At 71.9% G+C, this 25,906-nt stretch carries 12 protein-coding genes; 7 read left to right on the forward strand and 5 right to left on the reverse strand.

Going from position 1 to position 25,906, the window contains the following annotated elements; translation table 11 throughout:
* The first annotated feature begins 29 nt into the window (after positions 1-29).
* Both DT076_RS09235 and DT076_RS09240 read left to right on the forward strand, forming a co-directional pair.
* The gene (locus DT076_RS09235; protein ID WP_114126394.1) at positions 30-1,739 is read left to right on the forward strand and encodes a dihydroxy-acid dehydratase; all 1,710 of its coding nucleotides are present in this window, start codon (positions 30-32) and stop codon (positions 1,737-1,739) included.
* A 461-nt stretch (positions 1,740-2,200) separates the two neighbouring features.
* The gene (locus tag DT076_RS09240) at positions 2,201-8,185 is read left to right on the forward strand and encodes a DUF7927 domain-containing protein (RefSeq protein ID WP_158548096.1); all 5,985 of its coding nucleotides are present in this window, start codon (positions 2,201-2,203) and stop codon (positions 8,183-8,185) included.
* Between the two features lie 135 nt (positions 8,186-8,320).
* On the opposite strand, the gene DT076_RS09245 is transcribed toward DT076_RS09240, so the two are convergent.
* Positions 8,321-9,070, reverse strand: a complete 750-nt coding sequence (locus DT076_RS09245; protein WP_114126396.1) for an SDR family NAD(P)-dependent oxidoreductase — start codon at positions 9,068-9,070, stop codon at positions 8,321-8,323.
* 82 nt (positions 9,071-9,152) lie between these two features.
* Between DT076_RS09245 and DT076_RS09250 the strand changes: the two genes are divergently transcribed.
* Positions 9,153-9,761 carry a TetR/AcrR family transcriptional regulator gene (locus DT076_RS09250; RefSeq protein WP_114126397.1) on the forward strand — a complete coding sequence of 203 codons (609 nt, stop codon included), beginning with the start codon at positions 9,153-9,155 and terminating at the stop codon, positions 9,759-9,761.
* 8 nt (positions 9,762-9,769) lie between these two features.
* On the opposite strand, the gene DT076_RS09255 is transcribed toward DT076_RS09250, so the two are convergent.
* The 3 genes from DT076_RS09255 to DT076_RS20255 all read right to left on the reverse strand — a co-directional run bounded on the left by DT076_RS09255 (position 9,770) and on the right by DT076_RS20255 (position 20,228).
* On the reverse strand, positions 9,770-10,066 hold the full coding sequence (locus DT076_RS09255; RefSeq protein WP_114126398.1) for a Dabb family protein: 297 nt from the start codon (positions 10,064-10,066) through the stop codon (positions 9,770-9,772).
* Between the two features lie 28 nt (positions 10,067-10,094).
* A complete protein-coding gene (locus tag DT076_RS09260; protein WP_114126399.1) occupies positions 10,095-11,999 on the reverse strand; it encodes a glycogen debranching N-terminal domain-containing protein in 1,905 nt (634 codons plus the stop codon).
* A gap of 210 nt (positions 12,000-12,209) precedes the next feature.
* A complete protein-coding gene (locus tag DT076_RS20255; RefSeq protein ID WP_147264112.1) occupies positions 12,210-20,228 on the reverse strand; it encodes a CshA/CshB family fibrillar adhesin-related protein in 8,019 nt (2,672 codons plus the stop codon).
* A gap of 366 nt (positions 20,229-20,594) precedes the next feature.
* On the opposite strand from DT076_RS20255, the gene DT076_RS09270 reads away from it, so the two are divergent.
* On the forward strand, positions 20,595-21,605 hold the full coding sequence (locus DT076_RS09270; protein WP_114126401.1) for an aldo/keto reductase family protein: 1,011 nt from the start codon (positions 20,595-20,597) through the stop codon (positions 21,603-21,605).
* A 264-nt stretch (positions 21,606-21,869) separates the two neighbouring features.
* On the opposite strand, the gene DT076_RS09275 is transcribed toward DT076_RS09270, so the two are convergent.
* Positions 21,870-22,328: a MarR family winged helix-turn-helix transcriptional regulator gene (locus tag DT076_RS09275; protein WP_114126402.1), complete on the reverse strand. Its 459-nt coding sequence runs from the start codon at positions 22,326-22,328 to the stop codon at positions 21,870-21,872.
* A gap of 144 nt (positions 22,329-22,472) precedes the next feature.
* Here DT076_RS09275 and DT076_RS09280 point away from each other — a divergent pair, with 144 nt between their 5' ends.
* The 3 genes from DT076_RS09280 to DT076_RS09290 all read left to right on the forward strand — a co-directional run bounded on the left by DT076_RS09280 (position 22,473) and on the right by DT076_RS09290 (position 25,884).
* Complete coding sequence (locus DT076_RS09280; RefSeq protein ID WP_114126403.1) at positions 22,473-23,876, forward strand: MFS transporter; 1,404 nt, start codon at positions 22,473-22,475, stop codon at positions 23,874-23,876.
* The gene (locus DT076_RS09285; RefSeq protein WP_114126404.1) at positions 23,873-24,571 is read left to right on the forward strand and encodes a nitroreductase family protein; all 699 of its coding nucleotides are present in this window, start codon (positions 23,873-23,875) and stop codon (positions 24,569-24,571) included. The genes DT076_RS09280 and DT076_RS09285 overlap by 4 nt, the downstream gene beginning before the upstream one ends.
* 164 nt (positions 24,572-24,735) lie before the next feature.
* Complete coding sequence (locus DT076_RS09290; RefSeq protein WP_114126405.1) at positions 24,736-25,884, forward strand: zinc-dependent alcohol dehydrogenase; 1,149 nt, start codon at positions 24,736-24,738, stop codon at positions 25,882-25,884.
* The last annotated feature ends 22 nt before the right edge of the window (positions 25,885-25,906 follow it).

Here is a 25,906-nt window from a genome sequence, read left to right on the forward strand (position 1 = left end):
GTGGTCGGTCGGACGGAGGGGGGGGGGCGATGACGCTCCGGAGCGCGCAGTGGTACCAGGGCTCGGGCCGCGACGCCTACATCCACCGGGCGTGGATGCGGCGCGGGGTGCCCGAGGACGCCTTCGACCGGCCGCAGATCGCCATCGCCAACACCGCCTCCGACCTCACCCCGTGCAACAAGCACCTCACCGAGGTCGCGGCGACCGTGCGCAACGGGGTGTACGAGGCGGGCGGGATCCCGCTCGAGCTGCCGGTGGTGTCCCTCGGCGAGACGCTGGTGCGCCCCACCGCGATGCTCTGGCGCAACATGGCCGCGATGGCGACGGAGGAGATGCTGCGGGCCAACCCGGTGGACGGGGTGGTGCTGCTCGGCGGCTGCGACAAGACCATCCCGTCGCTGCTGATGGCCGCCGCCTCGGTGGACCTGCCGGCGGTCGTGGTGCCGGGCGGGCCGATGGTCACCGGCACCTTCCGTGGCGTCCCGCTGGGCTGCGGCACCGACGTCTGGCGGCTCTCGGAGGAGGTGCGGGCCGGCACACTGTCGGCCGACGACTTCACCCGCTCGGAGTCGGCGATGATCCGCAGCAAGGGCCACTGCAACACCATGGGCACCGCCTCGACGATGGCGCTGGTCACCGAGGCGCTGGGGATGGTGGTGCCCGGGGTGGCCGGGACGCCGGCCCCGGACGCCCGGCTGCTGACGGCCGCGCACGCCTCGGGCCGGCTCGCCGTCGAGCTGGTGGCCGCGGACCGGCGGCCGAGCACCTTCCTGACCCGGGCCTCCTTCCTCAACGCCATCGTCGCGCTGGCCGCGATCGGCGGCTCCACCAACGCCGTCGTGCACCTGCTGGCCGTCGCCGGCCGGCTCGGGGTGCAGCTGGGTCTGGACGACTTCGACCGGGTCGGCGCGGACGTCCCGGTGCTGGCCGACCTGCAGCCGTCCGGGCGGTTCCTGATGGACGACCTGCACCGCGCCGGCGGGCTGCTGGCGCTGCTGGCCGAGCTGCGCGACCTGCTCGACCCGACCGCGCTGACGGTCACCGGCCGGCCGCTGGTCGAGCACCTCGACGGCGCGACCGTCTGGGACCGCGAGGTGATCCGACCGCGGAGCGAGCCGCTGCTCGCGGCCGGCGGGATCGCGGTGCTGCGGGGCACCCTGGCGCCAGACGGCGCGGTGGTGAAGCCCGCGGCCGCCTCGCCCCACCTGCTGCGCCACCGCGGCCGGGCGGTGGTCTTCGACAGCATCGAGGACTTCCACGCCCGGATCGACGACCCCGACCTCGACGTCGACGCCGACTCGGTGCTGGTGCTGCGCGGCTGCGGACCCATGGGCTACCCCGGCATGCCGGAGGTGTCGAACATGCCGCTGCCGAAGAAGCTGCTCGAGCAGGGGGTGCGGGACATGGTGCGGGTGTGCGACGGCCGGATGAGCGGCACCGCCTACGGCACGGTGGTGCTGCACGTCGCCCCCGAGGCCGCCGCCGGCGGTCCGCTGGCGCTGGTGCGCACCGGCGACGTCATCGACCTCGACATCGCCGAGCGCCGCATCGACGTCGACGTGCCCGCCGACGAGTGGGCCGCCCGGACGCCGGACGAGGCGTCGGTGGCCGCCTACGCCGCCCCGCGCCGGGGCTGGGAGCGGCTCTACGTCGACCACGTCCTGCAGGCCGACACCGGCGCCGACCTCGACTTCCTGCTCGGCTCCAGCGGCTCGCAGGTCAGCCGCGAGTCGCACTGACCCGTCTCCCGTGACGAGGACACGGGCGCGGACCCGGGCGTCCGGGAGCGTTGGGCGGGCGTCCGGCGGCTCAGCGGCATGCCCCGAGCGACGCTCTTAGCCCCCTTTAGCCCCCCAATTAGCCCCCCAGTTAGCCCTCCTGCTCAGGTGTCCCGGAGTGATAGCCATGGCGTGCAACGTCAGTGAACTCGGGGGACGAACAGGCGTACGCAGCCGCCCCTGCCTGTCGCCGTCATCGAGGACTGGTCCTCGACGGAGATCCAGGCAGGGCGCGGATCGGTCCAGAGGAACGGGAAGAGATGAAGCAGAGCGTGCTGCAGGGCAGAGCCTCGAGGTCGGGGGGTCGAAGGGTCGTCGCGTGCCTGGCGGCCTTCTCGATGGTGCTGGGGATGGTCGCCAGCGCGGTGACCGGATTCGTCGCGGCTCCGACGGCCGCGGCGGAGCAAAACCCGCCGAACACCATGATCCGCAACGACAACATCTTCTACGCCTACGTCGAGGCGGGTGAGAACCTCGACGTCCTGTTCACCAAGGTGGGCAACGTCGCCGCCAACGACGTGGAGATCACCGTCCGTGGCCCGGGCGGCGAGGTGGAGACCTGCACCGTGACCGACGGCGCCGCCATCGGCTCCACCTGCGGCTTCCCCAACCTGACCTCGACGACCAGCGGGGTCTGGTCGATCGCCTTCGTCGCCCCGGGCACAGCTACGACCGACTACTTCTCGTGGGAGATCGACGTCCAGGACGGGAGCACCGACGTGTCCGGCCGTGTCTGGTCCGAGCGTTACGTCGCGTTCCAGACGCCGACCGGCACGCCGGCCGAGTTCGGTCTGACCTACGTCAGCCGCGAGGGCTACGTCTACGACGCCGAGTACTCCGGGTACAACGGCGTCGACTCCGTCTTCGCCGCCGACGCGGCCGGCGTCACCCTGCGCAACACCTGCACCTCGGCCTACCTGAGTGTCGAGATGGACGACACGCGCTACGCCGCCACCGGCGCGTGCGGTGACCCCTACAAGATCTTCTTCCAGACCCCCGACGCCGACCTGCCGGAGACGGCCACCCTTCCCGACGGCTCGACCGACTGGCTCCTCCCCACGATCGCGCTGCCCGACCTGACCAGCCTCGACTTCGAGCAGGCCGGCTCCACCGACCGCAGCGGCACCTTCACCCTGGACGTGGAGAACTTCACCGGACAGCTGGTCGTCCAGATCGACGTGAACAACGACGGTGACTACACCGACCCGGAGGACGTCGAGCTGCCCCTGGGCATCACCGGCAGCGGTACCGCGACCGTCGACTGGGACGGGCTGGACGGGGAGGGGAACCCGATCCCGTACTTCTACGACCTGACCGCCCGCGCGCTGATCGACCAGGCCGGTGAGATCCACTTCACCCAGACCGACGTGGAGCTGCGCGCCGGTGGCATCGAGGTCACCGCGGTCAACGGCCCGGAGGCGGGTTCGACCACCCTGTACTGGGACGACACCGAGCTGACGGAAGCCCGCCCCTGCCCGACCCCGCAGCCGGACGGCACCGCGGGCGTCGACAGCACCGGGGGTGTGCACGAGTGGACTTGCTTCACCCCGGGTGAGTCGTCCTACGGCGATGTCCGCTACATCGACGACTGGACCTACCACGCCATCGCGGAGCAGCTCGAGATCTCGCTCGCCGGGACGCCCCAGCCGGTCTGGCAGTGCACGCCGGGTGGCCTGCTGTTCCAGAACCCGGACGCGCAGCCGCCGTTGGACATCATCGACGTCGACCTGGCCAGCGGTGTTGCGGGTGCGCCCACCGTGACGCCGGGCTGGATCGTCAACGCGGTGGGCTACAACACCGTCGACAACTACATCTACGGCTGGGGTGGAAGCCCCGATCAGGGTGTCCCCGGTCAGCTCGTCCGGGTGGGGGCCGACGGTTCGGTCGACCCGCTGGGAGAGATCGATGGTTTCACCGCTACGAACGCGGCGGATGTGGATGACAACGGCCACTACTGGGCCTTCCACCCCATCAGTGGTGACTGGTGGCAGATCGATCTGGCGACGTTGACGCTGGTCGACAGCGGGAACGTCAGCCTCGGCAACTTCGCAGTGGGCGGTGCGGACTGGGTGTACATCCCGGGCACCAACAAGCTGTGGCGGATCGCCACCACGGCTGGTGCGCCGGCCGCGTATCTGATCGGTTTCGACCGCACCACGAAGACCTGGACGACTCCGGTCAACCTGGGGCAGGTGGGCGACAACATCACCGGCGCCTCGTTCGGTGACGCGAACGGCTTCATCTACGCGTCGTTCAACAACACCGGTGAGATCTGGCGGATCGACCCGCGGACGAACGACGCGGAGCTGTTCGCTGAGGACGGTCCTCCGTCGGCGGGCAACGACGGCGCTCGCTGCGTCGACGCGCCGCTGCCGATCGACTTCGGTGACGCGCCGGCGGGGTACGACACGCTGCTGTCCGACAACGGCCCGCGGCACTCGCTGCCCGGGTTCGATCCCGACACCAGCACCGCTCCGTTGATGATCGGCGAGACGGTCGACATCGACACCGACGGTGTGCCGAGCGCGGCCGCGGACGGCGACGGGGCCGACGAGGACGGGACCGCGAACCCCTTGGAGATCTCGGCGACCGCGCCGACCGTGGTGCTCTCGGCCACCAACAACACCGGCGGGGCGGCCACCCTGGCCGGCTGGATCGACCTGGACGCCGACGGCGCCTTCGAGGCCGGTGAGCGGGTGACGGTGTCGGTGCCGGCGAACTCCGGTACTGCGGACTACACCTTGACGTTCCCGGCGGCGACGGCATCGGCAGACGTGTTCGCCCGGTTCCGGTTGTTCCCCGGTGACGTGACCGATCCGGCTCCGACGGGCACGGCCGCGGCCGGTGAGGTCGAGGACTACGCGGTGCTGGTCCGCTCGCTGGAGGTGGAGAAGACCTCGACGGCGACGGCTGAGTCCCGGATCGGTGACACGGTGACCTACACGGTCACGGTCACCAACACGGGCTCGGTGGCCTACACCGATGAGAACCCGGCCCGCATCCAGGACGACCTGTCCGGTGTGATCGACGACGCCATCTTCAACGACGACGCCGACGCCAGCTCTGGCACGGTGTCCTACGCCGAGCCCCGGCTGACCTGGGAGGGCGCGCTGCCCGTCGACGGGACGGTCACCATCACCTACACGGTCGAGCTGACCGGGGCCGGTGACCTGAATGTCGAGAACGTCGCCTTCCAGACCGTCTGCGAGGCCGACGACCCCGACTGCGTGCCGCCGCCCCCGCCGGTGGAGGAGTGCGAGACCGACGGGACCGACCCGGCCACGGGGCTGCCGTGTGACCCGGTGACGTTCGAGCTGCCGAAGCTGGCGGTGACGAAGGTGGCCGACACCACCGAGATCCCCGTGGTGGGTGAGACGGTGACCTACACGGTGACGTTCGAGAACGTCGGTGAGGCCGACTTCACCGCGGCTCGTCCGGCGGTGGGTCTGGACGACCTGAGCGCCGTCTTGGACGACGCCACCATCGACCCGACCACCCTGACGGCTGATCTTGGCGCGGCGACCTTCACCGATCCGCTGATCCGCTGGACCGGTGCCCTGGCGGTCGACGAGGTCGCCACGGTCACCTACGAGGTGACCTACACCGGTGCGGGTGATACCCGGCTGATCAACGTGGCCTTCGGACCGCACTGCGAGGTCGACGACCCGAGCTGCGACACCCCGCCGCCGACGCCGGAGTGCGACCCGGCTGATGAGAACGGCAACGACCCGGTCACTGGTGAGCCGTGTGGTCGGGTGACGATCCCGGGGGCTCTGCTGGACGTCACCAAGAGCGTGGATCCGGCAAAGGGCACGACCGTGCACGTGGGCGAGGAGCTGACGTACACGATCACCTTCGCCAACTCCGGGACCGCGACCGCGGCGGTGGACGGCTGGACCGACGTGCTGGCCGGTGTCCTCGACGACGCCGAGCTGGTCGTCGATCCGACGGCCTCCGACGCCGACCTGGGCGTGACCTACGCCGATGGTGATGACCGGTTCACCGTCGACGGCACGGTCCCGGCGGGTGGGTCCTACACGGTGACCTACACGGTGCGGGTGCTGCCTGATGCCGACCGCGGTGACAACCTGCTGGGGAACTTCGTCCTCCCGCCGGGTATCACCGAGCCGCCGACGGAGTGCCTGGAGAACGATCCGCTGTGCACGTCCAACCCGGTGCCGGAGATCGTGGACTCCAAGAGCGTCGACCCGGCCAAGGGCACGACGGTCGTCTCGGGCCAGGAGGTCACCTACACGCTGACCTTCTCCAACATCGGTGAGGCTGCTGGCCAGGTGGACCGGGTCGATGACCTGACCCACCTGCTGGACGACGCCGATGTCACCGTCGACCCGAGCTCCTCGGATGCGGCGCTGTCGGTCTCGGAGATCGCTGATGGTCGGTTCTCGATCACTGGTGAGCTGGCGGCCGACCAGACGGTCACGGTGAGCTACACCGTGGTGGTCAAGGACGCCGATGCGATGGGTGATGCGGTGCTGGCCAACTTCCTGCTCGACCCGACCGATCCGCCGATCACGGACCCGGTGTGTGAGGAGGGGGATGAGGACTGCACCACCAACCCCGCTCCGAAGATCCTCGACTCCAAGTCGGTCGACCCCGAATCGGGCACCGAGGTGGAGCCGGGTGAGGAGCTGACCTACACCCTGACCTTCACCAACGAGGGTGAGGCTGCTGGCCAGGTGGACCGGGTCGACGACCTGACCCACCTGCTGGACGACGCCGACGTCACCGTCGACCCGAGCTCCTCGGATGCGGCGCTGTTGGTCTCGGAGATCGCTGATGGTCGGTTCTCCATCACTGGTGAGCTGGCGGCCGGCCAGACGGTCACGGTGAGCTACACCGTGGTGGTCAAGGACGCCGACGCGATGGGTGATGCGGTGCTGGCCAACTTCCTGCTCGACCCGACCGATCCGCCGATCACGGACCCGGTGTGTGAGGAGGGGGATGAGGACTGCACCACCAACCCCGCTCCGAAGATCCTCGACTCCAAGTCGGTCGACCCCGAATCGGGCACGGAGGTGGAGCCGGGTGAGGAGCTGACCTACACCCTGACCTTCACCAACGAGGGCACCGCTGCCGGTGCGGTGGATCGGGTCGATGACCTGACCCACGTGCTGGACGACGCCGAGGTGGTCGAGGGGCCGGTCTCCTCCGACGAGGCGCTGTCGGTGTCGGAGCTCGCCGATGACCGGTTCTCCATCACCGGTGAGCTGGCGGCCGGGCAGACCGTCACGGTGACCTACACCGTCGGGGTCAACGAGGCCGGTGAGCTGGGTGATGCGGTGCTGGCGAACTTCCTGCTCGACCCGACCGATCCGCCGAACCCGGACCCGGTGTGTGAGGAGGGGGATGAGGACTGCACCACCAACCCGACGACGACGATCGTCGACTCGAAGTCGGCCTCGCCGGAGGACGGTTCGACGGTGACCTCGGGTGAGGAGATCACCTACACCCTCACCTTCAGCAACGAGGGTGCGGTGCCGGGCGCGGTGGACCGGGTCGATGACCTGAGCCACGTGCTGGACGACGCGGACCTGACCGTGGCCCCGCAGGCCTCCGATGAGGCGCTGAGTGTCTCGGAGGTCGTGGACGGTCGGTTCTCCATCACCGGTGAGCTGGCCGTCGACCAGACCGTCACCGTCACCTACACCGTCACCGTCCGTGCGGTCGCCGACATGGGTGATGCCACGCTGGCCAACTTCGTGCTGGATCCGGAGGAGGAGACCCCGACCGACCCGGTGTGTGAGGAGGGTGATGAGGACTGCACCCAGCACCTCGCGTCCAAGGTCGTCGACTCCAAGTCGGTCGACCCGGAGTCGGGCACCACGGTGGAGGCTGGTGCGGAGCTGACCTACACGCTGACCTTCGGCAACGAGGGTGCTGCGGTGGGTGAGGTGGATCGGGTCGACGACCTGACCCACGTCCTGGACGACGCCGAGGTGGTCGAGGCTCCGGTCTCCTCCGACGGGGCGCTGGAGGTCGGCGAGATCGCCGACAACCGGTTCTCGGTGGTCGGTGAGCTGGAGCCGGGTCAGACGGTGACGGTGAGCTACACCGTCCAGGTCAACGGCGAGGGTGAGCTGGGTGATGCGGTGCTGGCGAACTTCCTGCTCGACCCGAGCGAGCAGCCGCCGGCCGAGCCGGTCTGCGAGCAGGGCGAGGACTGCACCGTCAACGGGATCGGCCTCGAGGTGCCGGCGGTCGACGAGCCTCCGGCCCAGTCGCCTGGTGACGACGAGGAGCCTCCGGCCCAGTCGCCCGGTGGCGACGGTCAGCTGCCCGACACCGGTGCTCCGGCTGTGCTGCTGCCGCTGCTGGCTGGCCTGGCGCTGGCCCTGACCGGTGGCGGGCTGCTGGTCCGGCGCCGGCTGGGGGCCGGTCGGCAGTAGCGCGGGCCGCGGGTGAGTCCCCATCCGGGTCGTCACCCGCCCCGACCTCCACCAGCCCCGAGGGGCCGCACACCGTGCGGACCCTCGGGGCTGGTCCGTTTCCACATCGGGCGCCCAGGTCGCAGGAGTGGGTCGTCAGAGCTGGTTGACCCCGCCGTCGACCAGCACGTTGGCGCCCAGCATGAAGCTGCTGTCGGCCGAGGCGAGGAAGGCCACCACCGCGGCCACCTCGTCGGGGTGTGCGGTGCGTCCGATGGGGATCATCGACACCAGCCCCTCGTTGTAGGCGGCGAGGTTCTCCGGGCCGACGAGCTCGCTGACGCCCGAGGTGTCGGTGGGGCCGGGGGAGACCGCGTTGACGCGGATGTCCCGGTCCTTGAGCTCGCTGGCCCAGGTGCGGGTGAGGCTGCGCAGCGCCGCCTTCGAGGCCGCGTAGGCGCCCATCCCGGCCAGCCCGCGGTCGGCGGAGGTGGACACGTTGACGACCACCGAGGCGCCGGGGTTGAGCAGCGGGAGTGCCTTCTGCACCGTCAGCACGGTGCCGACGACGTTGACCCTGAGCACCCGGTCGAGCTCGTCCAGCGTGAGGTCCTCGAGGGTGGCGAAGGAGGCCGTGCCCGCGTTGGCGAACAGCACGTCCAAGCCCCGGCCACGCGCGGCGGCCGCCTCGTACAGCCGGTCGAGGTCGGCCGGTTGCGTGATGTCGCCCGGGACGGCCGTCACCTCCCGGCCGATCGCCGCCACCGCCTCCTCCAGCTCGTGCTCACGGCGTCCGGTGATGAACACGTGCGCTCCCTCCTCGACCAGCCGCGCCGCGGTGGCGCGCCCGATCCCCTTGGTGCCGCCACCGGTGACGACCGCGGTCTTGCCCTCGAACCTCTTCATGACACCCTCCTCGAATTCTGCACCAATCGGTGACGAAGCGACGGTAGCACGATCGAGAACGATAGGTGCACAAAGCGCTAGGATGGGCGTCGTGGAGCAGGTCAAGCGCGGTCGCCCTCGGGCCTTCGACGCCGACGAGGCGCTCGAGCAGGCCCTCGTCGTGTTCTGGGAGCACGGGTACGAGGGCGCCAGCCTCGCCCTGCTCACCGAGGCGATGGGCATCAGCCGTAAGAGCATGTACGCCGCGTTCGGCAACAAGGAGGAGCTGTTCCTCAAGGTGCTGCAGCGCTACGAGGCCGGGCCGGGCGCCTACGTGCGCGAGGCGGTGCGGGCGCCCACCGCGCGGGCGGTCGCGCGGGCCTACCTCGAGGGCGCGGTGCGTGCGGGCACGCAGCCCGGCCGTCCCGCTGGGTGTCTGGGGGTGCGGGCGGCGCTCTCGGTCGGCGTCACCGGTCAGACGGTCCAGGCGATCATGACGACCTGGCGTGCCGAGAGCCAGGCCGGCCTGCGGGACCGGTTCCGGCGTGCGGTCGACGAGGGCGACCTCCCCGCCGACGCCGACCCCGAGGTCATCGCCCGGTACCTGACCACTGTCGCCGACGGGGTGTCGGTGCAGGCGACCGGTGGGGCGTCACCGGCGGCCCTGCAGCACGTGGTCGAGGTCGCGCTGCGCCACTGGCCGCCCGCCTGACGCCGGGGTCAGACGTCGACGACGACGATGCGGCGCGCGTTCGCCTGGATCTGCGCGCCGACGCCCGTGTGCCGCTCGTCGACCAGGTACGCGTCGCGGGCGGCGGCGTCGGCGAAGGTGACGACGAGGCCGTAGCCGAGGCCGTCCTCGAGTCCCTCGGGGCTGGAGGAGTGGCCCTCGACGAGGTCGACGATGCCGGGGATGGTGTCGGCCATGCCGCGGATGGCCGGGCGCACCGACTCCTCGACCACGTCCTCCCGACCGGGCTCCCACTCGACGAGGACCACGTGCGTCACCTGGCTCATGCGCCGATCCTAGGGGCGGCCCGCCGGGTCAGCTCCGCGGCGGCTCAACCCCGGTCAGGGACGCCCAGACCGCCACCGCCGCGGCGGCCGACCAGGCCTGCGGGTGGCAGGAGGCGGGGTAGGGGACGGGGGAGGGGGAGACGCTGCGGGCGTCCCCGCCGTGCAGCTCGGGCATCCGGTAGCCGAAGGCGGGCGCGGCGGCGAGCAGGCCCTCGGCCAGCTCGGCCGCCTCGGCGGTGAACCCGGCGCGGGCGAGGCCGGCCACGGCGATCGCGGTGTCGTGGGTCCAGATGCTGCCGCCGTGGTACGACAGCGGCCAGAAGCCGGCGTCCCGGGTCGACAGCGTGCGCAGCCCGAAGCCCTCGGCCAGCGCGGGCTCGACCAGCCGGCGCGCCACCCGTGCCTCCTCCTCGGCGGTGAGCAGCCCGGAGCCGAGCAGGTGGCCGAGGTTGCTGGTGAGCGAGTCCACCGGACGCTTGGCGGCGTCCAGCGCGATCGCCGGGTAGGGCCCGTCCTCGTCGGCGACCCAGAACGCCTCCCGGAACCGCTCGGCCAGCCGGGACGCCCAGGCGCGGCTCTCCTCGGCGCCGGGACGTCCGAACGCCTCCAGCAGGTCGGCTCCGTGGACGGCTGCCTCGTAGGCGTAGGCCTGCACCTCGCACAGCGCGATCGGTCCCTCGGCGAGCGTCCCGTCCCGGAGCTGGATGCTGTCGCCGCTGTCCTTCCAACCCTGGTTGGCCAGCCCGCGGCCGGACTCGTCGACGTACTCCAGCAGCCCGTCGCCGTCGGAGTCGCCGTGCTCGCGCAGCCAGACCAGCGCCGCCTCCAGGGAGGGGAGCAGGGCGCGCACCTGGTCCTCGGCCAGGCCCCAGCGCCAGGCGTCGTGGAGCAGGCAGACCCACAGCGCGGTGGCGTCGATGGTGCCGTAGTACAGCGGCGGCAGGGAGGAGGCGCCGATCCGCGCCGCGAGCCCCGGCTGGCGCAGCTCGTGCATGATCTTGCCCGGCTGCTCCGCCGTGTCGGTGTCGACCCGGGTGCCCTGCAGCGCCGCCAGCACGCGCAGCGTGCCGCCGGCCAGCTCCAGCCGCTCGTCCAGCGGCAGCAGGAACCGTGCCGCCCACAGCGCGTCCCGGCCGAACAGCGTGAGGAACCAGGGCGCACCGGCGGCCAGGAAGACGTCCTCGCTGCCGGGTCGCCGCATCCGAAGCGCGTCCAGGTCGGCCAGCGCCCGCTGCAGCCAGCGGGCCAGCCGGTCGTCGGTCGGGGCCGGTGCGGGGGTGGCGAAGGCGGCCGGGCGCTCGACGCCGAGGACCACCGGGTCGGGGTGGTCGGCGGCCAGCCGCAGGGCGACCTCGACGCTGCCGCGGGCCGGTACCTCGACCTCCCAGCGTGCGGTCACGGTGTCGGCCTCCTGCTCGATGGTGCCGCCGGGAGCCTCCAGCCGCACCGCGACCGTGCCGGACGTCCACCGCGCGCCGGCGCCGTCGACGACCAGACCCTCGGCGGGCACGGCCGGCGCACCGATCCGGGCGGCGTCCATGCCGGTGCCGTCGGGGACGGTCGACAGCTCGACCACCACCCGGACCGCCCGCGTCAGCCGGGAGGTGATCCGCACCGTCTCGGTCAGCCCGGAGGTGTGCGTCTCGCGCAGCGTCGACACCCGCACGTCGGAGTCGGCGCCGGGCTCGCCGAGATCGCGCAGCAGCCCCTCGAACCGCACCGCGGACGCCGTCAGCGGCACCGTGGCGACGTGCTCGGGCGCGAACCCGTCCACCCGCAGCCAGAGCGCCCGCAGGTAGCGGGTGTCACCGAGCCACACCCCCTGCACGGGGTGCTCGCCGCGGCCCACCTCGCCGGTGGCCGACGACCACACCTGGGACGGGGCGCGGAGCACCACGAGCTGGTCGTGCAGGAACGGCTGGCGTGGGGTCATCGGTGACTCCTCCGGGTGGGTCGGTGTCGGTCGGGGTGGCTCGCCGGTCCGCGTCCCGCACCGGCCACCTCCTCAGATCGTGCCCGATGACGCCCGTCGGACCCCACCGACCCCGGCAGGACGGCAGAGTCGAGCGCTGTGGGACGCCTCGGCGAGGGCTTGCGCAGGACCGCCGGCCGGCGACCCGGGGAGGTCGCCGGCCACGGCTGGCTAGCGACCAGCCGGCGTATCCGTCCCGGACCGTCGTCGGATCCCCGTCCCGACCAGGGCGGCCCCCAGCGCGGAGCCCAGCAGGCCCAGCAGCAGCAGCGCGGGCAGCGGGCCACCGGTGTCGGGCAGGGAGCCCTCACCGTCGTCCACCGGGGGCGCCGCGGCGGGCGGCTCCTCGGCGGCCGGCGGCTCCTCGGCGGCCGGCGGCTGCTCGGCGGCCGGCGGCTCCTCTGCGGGCGGCTCCTCTGCGGGCGGCTCCTCGGGAGCCGGAGGTGCCGGCACCGCCTCGACCGGGAGTGATGCGGTGGCCGTCCCCGCCACCTCACCGTCCATGCCGGCGCCGGACACGGTCGCGGTGTTGGACACCTCGCCGCGCTCGACGTCGGTCGCGGTGACCACGTGCCGGGGCACCGTGCAGGTCATCGACTCTCCAGGGCCCAGCTCGCCGGCCGGGCAGGTCACGGTGCCGGCCGTCGGGTCGAGCACCTCGATCTCCCGCACCGTCGTCGCGCCGGGGTTGGAGACGGTGATCGTCCACGCGATCTCGTCCCCGGCGCTGAGCCGGCCGTCGCCGTCGGTGTCCACCCCGCTGGCCCGCTTCTGCAGGCTGAGCGCGGAGGCGGCGTCGGTGGTGGCGAGGGCGTCGTCGGACGCCGACTCCGGCGCCGCGACGCCCTCGGGTGCGGTCGCGGTCGCGGCGGCCACGTTGCTGACCGACCCGGCGTCGACGTCGGCCTGCGTCACCTGGTAGCTGGCCGTGCAGCTCGTCTGCTCACCCGGGGCGAGCGGGCCCGTCGGGCACTCGACGACGCCGAGCTCCCCGGTGCCGCTGAACTCCTGCTCCACCACCTGCGGGTCGGTGACGGTGACGTTCCCGCTGTTGGTGATGGCGAAGGTGTAGGTGAGCTCCTCCCCGGCGGCGCTGAACGTGGTCGGGGCCACCGACTTCTGCAGGGTGAGGGCCGCGGCGCGCTCACCCGGCAGCGACACCGTCGACGGCGGAGAGGTGACCGGGCCGTCCGGTCCGGTCGCGGTGGCCGTCGCGGTGTTGCTCACCGAGCCGGCGTCCACGTCGGCCTGGGTCAGCACGTAGCCGGCCGTGCAGGTGAAGCTCTCGCCAGGGACGAGGGAGTCCACCGCCGGGCACTCCAGCGGGGAGACCTCGCCGCTGCCGTCGAAGGCGGTCTCGGTGACCGCCGGGTCGAGCAGGGTGCTGGTGCCGGTGTTGGTGACCACGAACGTGTAGGTGATCTGCTGGCCCGCCACGAAGCTCTCCGGCGAGGACGGGCTGGCCGACTTCACCACGGTCAGCGCCGAGGACGCCTCGACGTCCAGCACGGCGTCGTCGGGCTCGGAGACCACGACCGGCAGCCCGCGCGGCGGGGTGCCCTCGGCGGTGGCCGTGTTCGTCACCGTCTGGGCGTCCACGTCGGCCTGGGTGAGGGTGTAGCGGGCCGTGCAGGTCACCCGCTCACCCGGCAGCAGGGAGGCCGCCCCGTCGGGGCAGACGATCTCCGAGAGCTCGCCGGTGCCGGAGAACTCGCCCTCCACCGGGGTGACGTCGGACAGCGTGACGTTGCCGGTGTTGGTGATCTCGAAGGAGTAGGTCACCGGGTCACCGGCCGCGCCGACGGCCTCCGGGGCGACGGTCTTGACCAGGCTGACCGAGGGCTCGGCCGGGGTGGGCAGGACGGCGTCGTCGGGTTCGGAGGTCACCGGCGGCTGGTCACCGGGAGGGGTGCCGACGGCGGCTGCGGTGTTGGTCACCTCGCCGGCGTCGACGTCGGCCTGGGTCAGGGTGTAGGTGGCCGTGCAGGTGACCTGCGCGCCGGGCGCCAGCGAGCCGGCGCCGTCGGCGCAGACGATCTCGCCCAGCTCCCCGGTGCCGGAGAACTCCTGCTCCTCGACCGCGACGTCGTCCAGCGTGACGTTGCCGGTGTTGGTGACGACGAAGGAGTAGGTGACCTCCTCGCCGACCTCGAACCCGCCCTCGGGAGCCGGCTCGACCGACTTGACCAGGCTGAGCCCCGGCGCCGGCGGCACGGTGACCACCGCGTCGTCGGGCTCGGACGCCACGGCCGGGCCGTCTCCGGGCGGGGTGCCGGTGGCGGTGGCGGTGTTCTCGACCTCACCGGCGTCCACGTCGGCCTGGGTCAGGGTGTACGTCGCCGTGCAGGTCACCTCGGCACCGGGGGCCATGATCTGTGCGGCCGCCGGGCAGACGACCACCGGAGCGGTCCCCGTCCCGGTGAACCGCGTCTCGTCGACGGCGACGTCGGTGAGGGTCACGTTGCCGGTGTTGGTCACCAGGAACGAGTAGGTCACCTGATCACCGGCCGCGGTCACCTCACCCGGGTCGACGGTCTTGACCAGGGTCAGCGCCGGGTCGGCCGCGACGACCACGGTGGCCTCGCCGGGCTCCGACACCCGCTGCGGCAGACCACGCGGGGGAGTGGCGGTGGCGACGGCGGTGTTGACCACCTCACCGGCGTCGACGTCGGCCTGGGTGAGCGTGTAGCTCGCGGTGCAGGTGACCTGCGCCCCCGGTGCGAGGGTGGCCGCCTCGGCGGGGCAGACCGCCACCGGCGCCGGGCCGGACCCGGTGAACCCGGTCTCGTCGACGGCCACGTCGGTGAGGGTCAGGTTCCCGGTGTTGGTCACCAGGAACGAGTACGTCACCACGTCCCCCGCGGCGGTCCCCTCGTCGGGGTCGACGGTCTTGTCCAGGCTCAGACCGGGCTCCGCGGCGAAGCCCACCACGGCGTCGTCGGGCTCGGACACCACCGGCGGCAGCCCCTGGGGTGGCGTCCCCGTGGCTGTCGCGGTGTTGCGGATCTCGCCCGCGTCCACGTCGGCCTGGGTCGCGGAGTAGGTGGCGGTGCAGGTCAGCTGCTCGCCCGGAGCCAGCGACCGGTCGTCGGGGCAGCTGAGGTCGGACAGCTCGCCGGTCCCGGAGAAGTCGCCCTCCACGGGGGTCACGTCGTCCAGCGTGACGTTGCCGGTGTTGGTGACCAGGAAGGTGTAGGTCACCTCGTCACCAGCCGCCCCGAGGACCTCGGGGCTGGCGCTCTTCACCAGGCTGAGAGAGGGACCGGCCGGGAGCGGCACGGAGGCGTCGTCGGGGTCGGAGGCCACCGGAGGCAGGTCACCCGGTGGGGTGCCCTCCGCCACGGCGGTGTTGGTCACCACGCCGGCGTCGACGTCGGCCTGGGTCAGGGTGTAGGTGGCGGTGCAGGTGACCTCGTCCCCGGGCGCCATCGACCCGGCCGCCTCCGGGCAGACGACGGTGCCCAGCTCACCGGTGCCGGAGAACTCGCGCTCGAGCACCACGACGTCCTCCACCGTGACGTTGCCGGTGTTGGTGACGAGGAAGGAGTAGGTGACCTCCGCACCGGCCACGAAACCGTCCGACGCGTCGAGGTCGGCCGACTTGACCAGGCTGAGCGACGGTGCCGGTGGCACGGTGACCACCGCGTCGTCGGGCTCGGACTCCACGACCGGGCCGCTCGGCGGCGTCCCCGTGGCGGTGGCGGTGTTCTCGACCTCACCGGCGTCGACGTCGGCCTGGGTCAGCGTGTAGGTGGCAGAGCACGTCACCTCGGCGCCGGGGGCCAGGACGTCCGCGGCGTCGGGACAGACGACCACCGGGGCGGTGCCCGTCCCGGTGAACCGCGTCTCGTCGACGGCGACGTCGGTGAGGGTCACGTTGCCGGTGTTGGTGACCAGGAACGTGTAGGTGACCTGGTCGCCGGCGGCGGTGGCCTGGGCGGGGTCGACGGTCTTGACCAGGGTGAGGGCCGGGTCGGCGGGGATGACGACCGTGGCGGAGTCGGGCGCCGACACCTGCGGCGGCAGACCCGCCGGTGCCGAGGCGGTGGCGGTCGCGGTGTTGTCGACCTGTCCGGCGTCCACGTCGGCCTGGGTCAGCGTGTAGCTGGCGGTGCAGGTGACCTCGGCGCGGGGGGCCAGCGTCGCGGCCTCGTCGGGGCACACCGCGACCGGCGCCGGTCCGGTCCCGGAGAACGCGGTCTCGTCCACCGCGACGTCGGTGAGCGTCACGTTGCCGGTGTTGGTGATGCGGAAGGAGTAGGTGACCACGTCGCCGGCGGCGTCCGCCTCGGCGGGCGTGACCGTCTTGTCCAGGCTCAACCCCGGCTCCACCCGGGCCGGCACCTGCGCGTCGTCGGGCTCGGACGCCACCGGGGGCAGGCCCCCGGGCGGGGTGCCGGTGGCGCGGGCGGAGTTCGACACCTCACCGGCGTCCACGTCGGCCTGCGTGACGGTGTAGCTGGCGGTGCAGGTCAGCTGGTTGCCCGGCGCCAGCGTGCGCTCGTCGGGGCAGACCACCTGGGGACGGTCGCCGCTGCCGGTGAACTCGAGCTCCTCCACGGCGACGTCGTCGACGGTGACGTTGCCGGTGTTGGTGACCAGGAAGGTGTAGGTCACCTCCTGCCCGACGACGAACGCGTCGGGGGCGCTGGGCGAGGCGGTCTTCTCCAGCGTCAGCGCGGGGTCGCGCTCGACGGTGACCACGGCGTCGTCGGGATCCGACACCGGCGGGGTGGTGTCCCCGGGCGGGGTTCCGGTGGCGGTGGCGGTGTTGGTCACCACGCCGGCGTCCACGTCGGCCTGGGTCAGCGTGTACACCGCGGTGCAGGTCACCTCGGCGTCGGGGGCCAGCGAGCCGGCGGCGGGCGGGCAGCTGACCAGGGGCAGCGTGCCGGTTCCGGAGAAGGCGACCTCGTTGGCCGTCACGTTCGACAGCGTCACGTTGCCGGTGTTGGTGATGACGAAGGAGTAGGTCACCTCGTCCCCGGCGGCCGCTGCCGTGGTCGGGTCGACGGTCTTGGTCAGCGAGACTGCCGGGGCCGGGTCGACGGTGACGACGGCGTCGTCGGGCTCCGACACCGGAGGCGTGATGTCCCCGGGCGGGGTGCCGGTCGCGGTGGCGGTGTTGGTGACCTCGCCGGCGTCGACGTCGGCCTGGGTCAGGGTGTAGTCGGCGGTGCAGGTGACGGCGTCCCCGGGGGCCAGGCTGACGGCCCCGGCCGGGCAGTCCAGCGGCTCGAGCGTCCCGGTGCCGGAGAACTCGGTCTCGACCGCGGTGACGTTGGCCAGGGTCACGTTGCCGGTGTTGGTGATGAGGAAGGAGTAGGTGACCTGGTCCCCGGCGGCGGTGCCCTCGGTGGGCGTCACCGTCTTGACCAGGGAGATGCGCGGATCGGCCGGCAGCGGCAGCAGCGCGTCGTCCTCCTCCGAGACCACGGCGGCACCTCCCGGCCGGGTGGCGATCGCCATGGCGGCGTTGGTGACCTCACCGGCGTCCACGTCGGCCTGGGTGACGGTGTAGGGGGCGGTGCAGGTGACCTGCGCGCCGGGTCGCAGGGAGTCCGCGGCGGTCGGACAGCTGATGTCGCCGAGCTGCCCGGAGCCGGAGAACGGGCCTTCGGAGACGGCCGCTCCGGTCAGGGTGACGTTGCCGGTGTTGGTGATGAGGAACGCGTAGGTGACCTCGTCCCCGGCCTCCACCCCCTGGGCCGGTGAGACGGACTTGCTGAGCGTGAGCTCGGGGTCCTGAGGGGTGGGCACGACGGCGGTCGAGGGTGTCGGGTCGGGCAGCTCGACGCCGGTCGGAGGCGTGCCGACCGCGGTGACGGTGTTGGTGACCTCACCGGCGTCGATGTCGGCCTGGGTCAGGCTGTAGGTGGCCGTGCAGGTCACCTGCTCGCCCGGGGCCAGGACGTCGGCCGCGTCGGGGCAGCTGATCGCCGACATCGCGCCGGTGCCGGAGAAGGCGACCTCGACCGGGGAGACATCGGTCAGGGTGACGTTGCCGGTGTTGGTCAGCACGAAGGAGTAGTCGATCTGCTGGCCGGCCACGAAGTCCGCCGGTGCGGACGGAGCAGCCGACTTCACCACGGTCAGGTCGGCCTCGCGCTCGACGACCACGACCGCGTCGTCGGGGGTCGACTCGACGGTCGCCAGGGTGCCCGGCGGGTTGCCGGTGGCGGTGGCGGTGTTGGTCACCTCACCGGCGTCCACGTCGGCCTGGGTGAGGGTGTAGGTGGCGGTGCAGACGACCTCGGCCCCCGGCGCCAGCGAGGTGCTGGGGCAGGACGCGACGGGTGCGGTGCCGGTGCCGGAGAACTGGCCCTCGACGACCTCGACGTCGGTCAGGGGCGCGTCCCCGGTGTTGCGCACCTGGAAGGAGTAGCTGACCTGGTCGCCGGCGTCGGGGCCGTTGCCGTCGAGGTCGACGACCTCGCTGGCGGACTTGGTCAGGGCGATCTCGGGGGTCAGGGCCTCGTTCGTGATGGTGCAGGCGTACCGGTCGCCCAGACCCGCCGTCGGCAGGGTCCAGCTGGGTGCCGTGCCCATCACCGGCACGGCCACCCCGGTGACGGTGTTGCTGCAGACGATCTGCGGGGTCCGGTAGTCCGCGAGCGTCCCCGGTCCGGCCGCCAGCCGCTCCGAGACCGTGTAGTTGATGCCAGGGGCCGCGATCACCTGGCGGGTGCTGACCCCGCTGGCGGTCCCACTGGTGGTCGCCGAGGCGACGGTGAGCGGGCCGAGGGCGATGCTGACGGCGAACTGGTCGCCGGGGTAGGCCCGCGAGCGGAGGTCCTTGGTCACCTGGATCGTCGGCCCGAGGTCGAGGGTCACCCGGTAGTCCTCGACCTCGCCGGAGCGGGCCAGGGACGTCGGTCCGGTCAGGTCGGCCGGGTCCTGGGCCAGCCGGAGCCGCATGAAGGTCGAGGACCCCACCGGCTGGCCGACCACGGAGTCGGGGATGCTCGGCCAGGTCACCGTGGCGGTCCCGCCGGCGCAGGTGCTGGTGCCGGAGCGCTCCCCGGCGTCCAGGAAGTCGCCATCGACGTTCCAGTCGATCCAGCCGGCCACCGACCCGCCGGCCGGCCCGCAGGCGACGGTGGCGGAGTGGGACTCGCCCACGGCGCCCGTGACGGAGGTGGGGGAGGTCAGCCCGTCCTCGTCGTCGGCCGGCCCGAAGACGCCATTGCCGCTGACGTCGTCGCCGGTGGCGTCGGCGGAGGAGGCGGCCTGCTCCTCCGGGTCGAGGTTCGCCCCCAGCCGGATGGGCGGGGCAGCGGCGGTGCCGAGGGTGAAGCTGTTGTTGGACACCTGCGTCGGGACGCCGGCGGCGAGGGTGCCGCCGTTGAAGCTGAACGAGGCCAGGTGGGCGGCGTCCCCGTAGCTGGCCGGGGCGTCGCCGTGGTCGGCGGCGAGCACGACCCCGAGGGCGACGGCGGACTTGCCGCCACCGCGCAGGCCGACCCGGGCGCTGGTGGACCCTTCCATGAACGCGACCGCCGCCGGGCCGCTGCCGCAGAGCGCGGTCGGTCCGGCCAGCGTCAGGACGTTGGTCGCACTGCGGGTCGCGACCGTGGAGGCGGTGCAGCCGGGGGTGCGGTAGCGGTCGATGATCCGCCAGGTCGCGTCGCCGACCGGGTCGGCCGTGACGTACTCGTTGGAGCCGCTCTGCTCGGCGTCGGCCACGACCAGACCGGCCAGCGGTACCGGCGTGCCGGAGAGGGTGGCCGAGCAGCGGAAGTCGAACTGGACCAGGGCGCCCTGGGTCACGTTGGACAGGGCGTTGACCAGGGTGTTGCTGGCTCCCGCGCCGCCGACGTTGTACATCTCGTCCATGGCGTCGCCTCCCCAGCTGCCGGGCCGGTAGGCGTGCAGGAAGGGGGTGCCCTGGTTCGGCTGGCTGCTGGTGATGGCGGAGGTGGTGCAGGTGACCACCAACGGCTGGCCACCGACCATGCGGGTGCTCGTCCCGGTGAAGCCGCTGTTCGGCAGGTTCTGGTTCGCGCTGCCCCAGACCACCCAGTCGATGGCCTGCAGGAACCGACCGGCGCCGCCGGTGGCCACCGCGGCCTCCGCCCGGGGGGCGGAACCCAGCAGGACGGTCAGGCCGGCGAGCACGACCGCCAGCGTGGCGGCCACCCCCCGGCGGGCGACGTCGAGACGGGAGGAACGGGTGTTTTCGGGCAGCATCAAGCCACTTTCGCGTCAGGCCCCCGCCCAGTCAGCACCCGTGCCGGTCGGCGCGGGCGTGCACACTCTGTCAGCGCCGGGAGTGGGTTGCCAAGGCCCGGCGGCTCGCAGTCCAGACGTGCGGACGGGCGGAGCGAACGCACGATCCGCGGGCCCGCTCTTGCACCCCGACAACCGCGAGGAGCCGGAAGAGTCGGAGGCCCGACCCACCGGCACGATCCGTCGCCGCGGACCCACCGCTTGCACGGGTCTGGCAGCGAGGTGGCCACAGCGCCCTGAGCCTGTCGAAGGGCGAGCCGCCCGCACCCGGCTCCCGGTGACCCACCGCCCGAAGGACGACTGAAGCCCCAGGTCTAGGTTGGCTGCATGGACTTCCGCTACCTCGGCAACTCCGGCTTCAAGATCTCCGAGATCACCTACGGCAACTGGCTGACCCACGGGTCGCAGGTGGAGAACGAGCAGGCCCACGCCTGCGTCCGGGCCGCCCTGGACGCGGGCATCACCACCTTCGACACCGCAGACGTCTACGCCAACACCAAGGCCGAGACCGTGCTCGGCGAGGCGCTCAGGGGCGAGCGGCGCGAGTCGCTGGAGATCTTCACCAAGGTCTTCGGGCCGATCGGACCCAAGGGTCACAACGACCTGGGGCTGTCCCGCAAGCACATCATGGAGGCTGCGCACGGCTCGCTGAAGCGGCTGCAGACCGACTACATCGACCTCTACCAGGCGCACCGCTACGACTACGAGACCCCGCTCGAGGAGACGATGCAGGCCTTCGCCGACCTGGTCCGGCAGGGCAAGGTGCTCTACGTCGGCGTATCGGAGTGGACCGCCGACCAGCTGCGCGAGGGTGCGGCGCTGGCGAAGGAGCTCGGCTTCCAGCTGATCTCCAACCAGCCGCAGTACTCGATGCTGTGGCGGGTCATCGAGGGCGAGGTCGTGCCGGCGTCGAAGGAGCTCGGCATCTCCCAGGTCGTCTGGTCCCCGATCGCGCAAGGCGTGCTCACGGGCAAGTACGTGCCCGGCCAGGAGCTGCCCGAGGGCTCGCGGGCCACCGACGACAAGGGCGGGGCCAACATGATCGCCCGCTGGATGAAGGACGACGTCCTCGAGCGCGTCCAGCAGCTGAAGCCGATCGCCGAGGAGGCCGGGCTGTCGATGGCGGCGCTGGCCGTCGCCTGGGTGCTGCAGAACGACAACGTGGCGACGGCCATCATCGGCGCCTCCCGCCCCGAGCAGGTCGCCGACAACGCGGCTGCTGCCGGGGTGACGCTGGAGCCGGGCCTGCTGGCCAAGATCGACGACGTCCTCGGAGACGCTGTGGTGAGCGACCCAGCCAAGACGCTGGACAGCTCCCCCAAGACGCGCGAGGCCTGACCCGCGCGTCTGCCGCACTGTGCGACGCATGGTGACCTGGCCACCGCTCGCCCACCCAGTTGTCAGGCCCAGAAGGGTGGGAGGGAGCCGCGTTCGACGCCCGTGGCGGCCACCGGTGCACCCTCGCTGGAGGCGACAAGCATCGCCGTCTTACCGCTCAGACGGCCCTCGCCAGCGGGTTCCGTGCACCACAGGCAGCTCCGTGGAGCGTCGAGGAGGGGCGACGGAACCTGGTTGTGGTCTCTGAGCCGCCTCCGTCCCGGGTCAGGGGCAGGTCTGCAGGAGCTTGCCGAGCAGCGTCGAGAGCTGTGCGCGTTCGGCCCTGCTGAGCGCACCGAAGGTGGCATCGAGGAACTCGGGGACCTTGGCCTCGGCGCGGCTCAACAGCAGACGTCCTGAGTCGGTGATGGTCACGGCATAGGCGCGACGATCACCGGGGTCGCGACGGCGCTCGACGTAACCGTCCTTCTCCAACGCGTCGCAGATGCCCACCATGACGGTGCGGTCGATGCGCAGCTCGTCACTCAACGTCCGCTGCGAGCTGGGTCCGACCTCGGCGAGCATCTTGAGCACGAGGTGCTGTCCGACGCCGATCCCGGACTGGGCCGCCTCGGTCTCGGCAGCACGGGAGACGGCCGTCGAAGCCCGACACAACGCGATGTCGAGCCGCTCTGCTGCGAGCACAGGGAAGTAGCTCGCTGTGCGATCGGCGACTTTCGGCATGCACCGCACCTCCGCTCGTGCTCGTCGCTGGCCTCCCAACCTAGCAGGGCTTCATCTGGGGACAGATTGGTTGCGGCCCACCTGATGCATCGGTATGGTCCCAGATGATCTGACGCCCAATCATCGGCAGGATGACGAAACGGTATGACGACGACGGAGACGCGCAAGCAGGTCGCACTGGCGCTGCTGTGCGCAGCGGTGTTCCTGGACTCGATGGACCTGTCCCTGATGACGGTGGCGCTCCCGGCCATCGGGGACGACCTGGGTCTGCCGGACGGGACGCTGCAGTGGCTGGTGTCGGGGTACGCGGTGACCTACGGCGGGTTCCTCCTCGTCGGCGGTCGACTGGCCGACCTGCTCGGCCGTCGCCGCGTGTTCCTGCTGTCCCTCACGGTGTTCGCCGCGGCGAGCCTCGCCGGCGGCCTGGCGTCGGAAGGGTGGCTCCTCATCCTCACCCGCGTGGTGAAGGGGCTCGCGGCGGCGCTGACGGCGCCCGCAGCGCTGTCCCTGATCACGACCACGTTCCGTGAAGGGCCCGCCCGCAATCGCGCGATCGGCTTCTACGCGCTCGCGGGCGCTCTCGGATACAGCGTCGGCCTGATCGCCTCGGGGCTGCTCACGCAGGTGAACTGGCGCCTGGTGTTCCTCCTTCCCGTGCCGATCGTCGTCCTCGTGCTGATCGCGGCGCCCTTCGTGCTGACCGCGCGCGAGGGGGACGGGCAGAGGGCGGCACGGGTCGACATGGGCGGTGCCGCCACCGTCACCGGGGGCGTGCTGGCGCTCGTGTACGCGCTCACGGTGCTGAGCTGGCCAGCGGCGGTGCTGGCCGCCGCGCTACTGGGTGCCTTCGTCTGCATCGAGCGGCGGCACCGCGACCCGCTCATCCCCCTGGGGGAGCTGCGATCACGGCGACTGGTCGGCGCGAACGCCGCCGCGCTGGCATGGGCGTGCGCGACGATCGGGTGGCAGTTCGTCGCGGTCCTCTTCCTCCAGCGGGAGCAGGGTTACGACCCTCTGACGACCGGGCTCGGCATCGTCCCGATGGGCTTGGCCATCGTCGTCGCCGCCCGCGTCGCCGGCCGCCTGATCCCGAGGTGGGGCGAGGGATGGACAGCCGCCACAGGGCTGCTCGTCCAGGGCGCGGGGATCGTGCTGTTCCTGCGCGCCGGTGCCGATGCGGACTACGCCACCGTGCTCCTGCCTGCCCTCGTGATCCACGGGATCGGCAACGGCCTGTCCTTCTCCAGCCTCAACCTCGCCGCCGTCGGCGCGCTCCCCGACGACAAGCAGGGACTCGCCTCCGGCCTCGTCACCTCGGCCGTCCAGATCGGCTCGGGCGTCGGTGTCGCCGTCCTGGGGCTGGTTCTCACCGCGGCCGGGACCGGGGTGGGCGCCTACCACACCACCTTCCTCGCCGCGGCCGCCTTCTCCCTCATCGGCGCCGTCGTCGCAGCAACCGCCCTGCGCGTGACCAGAGGTCCTGAGCGGTACGGGACGTCCGATGCAGCAGCGACCTCAACCACCGATGCCGGAAGCAGACAGTCATGACTCTCGATCTGACCCCCGACCAGCTCCTGTCGACCACGCGGTCCGTCCGCAAGCGTCTCGACTTCGACCGCCCCGTGCCGCGCACGCTGATCGAAGAGTGCGTGGACCTGGCCGTGCAGGCACCGACCGGACGCAACAGACAGCGATGGCACTTCGTCGTCGTGACCGAGCCGGCTCAGCGGCACGCTGTGGCGGACATCTTCCTCCGTGCCCTGAGCCAGGGCTCCGGACAGCCACTGACCGAACGAGACGCCTGGCGGATGGATTACCACGCGAGCTCCACCGCGCGGGTGTTCGACGGACTCCGCCACCTGGCCGCGAACATCCACCGCGTGCCGGTCTTCGTCATCCCCGGCGTCGAGGGACGCACCGATCACGCGCCCGTGCCCGTGCAGGCAGGGACCTGGGGGTCGATCCTGCCAGCGGTGTGGAGCTTCATGCTCGCCGCGCGCGCCAGGGGCCTGGGCACCACCTGGACGACCGCGCACGCGCCACTGGAGCGCGAGCTCGCCGACGTGCTCGACGTGCCCTACGACGAGATCATGCTCGCCGCCCTCATCCCGCTGGCGTACACCATCGGCACCGACTTCAGGCCCGCCCCTCGGATACCGCGCGACGACGTCCTGCACTGGGAGCAGTGGAAACAGCGTCCCAACGGCTCCTCCGGGGAGGCGCTGCTCCCAGAAGGCGGGTGACTGGGGGCAACCAGGTCCCGCCGGACGCAGTGACAGGTGACGGTGGTTCTCCGGCGGTGGGTGCGACCTGGGTGCGGGTGCGGTCTCCGCTGTCAGGGGTGCGGACGGCTCAGGCGGGTAGTTCCCCCACCAGAGACCACGTGCTGATCCGGTCAGGAGGACCCATGAAGGCGATGACGTACCGAGGCCCGTACCGGGTGCGGGTGCAGGAGAAGGACGAGCCCAGGATCGAGCACCCCAACGACGCGGTCGTGCGGATGACCAAGGCCTCGATCTGCGGCTCGGACCTGCACCTGTACCACGGGATGATGCCGGACACCCGGATCGGGCACACCTTCGGCCACGAGTTCATCGGCGTGGTCGAGCAGGTGGGCCCCTCGGTCCAGCGGCTGCAGCGCGGGGACCGGGTGATGGTGCCGTTCAACATCTACTGCGGCTCCTGCTGGTTCTGCGCCCGCGGGCTCTACTCCAACTGCCACAACGTCAACCCGAACGCCACCGCGGTGGGCGGCATCTACGGCTACTCCCACACCACCGGCGGCTACGACGGCGGCCAGGCCGAGCTCGTCCGGGTGCCGTTCGCCGACGTCGGTCCCTCGGTGATCCCGGAGTGGATGGACGACGAGGACGCCCTGATGCTCACCGACGCCTGCTCCACCGGCTACTTCGGCGCCCAGCTCGGCGACATCGTCGAGGGCGACATCGTGCTGGTGCTCGGCGCGGGCCCCGTCGGGCTGTACGCGGCCAAGTCGGCCTGGTTCATGGGGGCCGGGCGGGTCATCGTCATCGACCACCTCGACTACCGGCTGGAACGGGCCCGCACCTTCGCCCACGCCGAGACCTACAACTTCGCCGAGTACGACGACATCGTCGTGCACATGAAGAAGATCACCGACCACCTCGGCGCCGACGTGGCGATCGACTGCGTCGGTGCCGAGGCCGACGGCAACCTGATCCAGCACCTCGCCGCCGCCAAGTTCACCCTGCAGGGCGGGTCGCCGACCGCCCTCAACTGGGCCATCGACTCGGTGCGCAAGGGCGGCACCGTCTCGGTGATGGGCGCCTACGGCCCGATCTTCAGCGCGGTGAAGTTCGGCGACGCCCTGAACAAGGGCCTGACGCTGCGGATGAACCAGGCCCCGGTGAAGCGGCAGTGGCCCCGGCTGTTCGAGCACATCCGCAACGGCCACCTCAAGCCCAGCGAGCTGATCACCCACCGCATCCCGCTGGAGCACATCGCCGAGGGCTACCACATGTTCTCGGCCAAGCTCGACGACTGCATGAAGATCGTCGTCGTCCCCGACGCGGCCTGACGGCCCGAGTCCCGACGCGAGA

It is taken from the genome of Desertihabitans brevis (assembly GCF_003327535.1).
Lineage (GTDB): Bacteria > Actinomycetota > Actinomycetes > Propionibacteriales > Propionibacteriaceae > Desertihabitans > Desertihabitans brevis.

Bases quoted from the DNA above. Each gene is read 5' to 3' on its own strand.
- DT076_RS09235 (WP_114126394.1), top strand. From the start codon at position 30: ATGACGCTCCGGAGCGCGCAGTGGTACCAGGGCTCGGGCCGCGACGCC.
- DT076_RS09240 (WP_158548096.1), top strand. From the start codon at position 2,201: ATGATCCGCAACGACAACATCTTCTACGCCTACGTCGAGGCGGGTGAG.
- DT076_RS09245 (WP_114126396.1), bottom strand. From the start codon at position 9,070: ATGAAGAGGTTCGAGGGCAAGACCGCGGTCGTCACCGGTGGCGGCACC.
- DT076_RS09250 (WP_114126397.1), top strand. From the start codon at position 9,153: ATGGGCGTCGTGGAGCAGGTCAAGCGCGGTCGCCCTCGGGCCTTCGAC.
- DT076_RS09255 (WP_114126398.1), bottom strand. From the start codon at position 10,066: ATGAGCCAGGTGACGCACGTGGTCCTCGTCGAGTGGGAGCCCGGTCGG.
- DT076_RS09260 (WP_114126399.1), bottom strand. From the start codon at position 11,999: ATGACCCCACGCCAGCCGTTCCTGCACGACCAGCTCGTGGTGCTCCGC.
- DT076_RS20255 (WP_147264112.1), bottom strand. From the start codon at position 20,228: ATGCTGCCCGAAAACACCCGTTCCTCCCGTCTCGACGTCGCCCGCCGG.
- DT076_RS09270 (WP_114126401.1), top strand. From the start codon at position 20,595: ATGGACTTCCGCTACCTCGGCAACTCCGGCTTCAAGATCTCCGAGATC.
- DT076_RS09275 (WP_114126402.1), bottom strand. From the start codon at position 22,328: ATGCCGAAAGTCGCCGATCGCACAGCGAGCTACTTCCCTGTGCTCGCA.
- DT076_RS09280 (WP_114126403.1), top strand. From the start codon at position 22,473: ATGACGACGACGGAGACGCGCAAGCAGGTCGCACTGGCGCTGCTGTGC.
- DT076_RS09285 (WP_114126404.1), top strand. From the start codon at position 23,873: ATGACTCTCGATCTGACCCCCGACCAGCTCCTGTCGACCACGCGGTCC.
- DT076_RS09290 (WP_114126405.1), top strand. From the start codon at position 24,736: ATGAAGGCGATGACGTACCGAGGCCCGTACCGGGTGCGGGTGCAGGAG.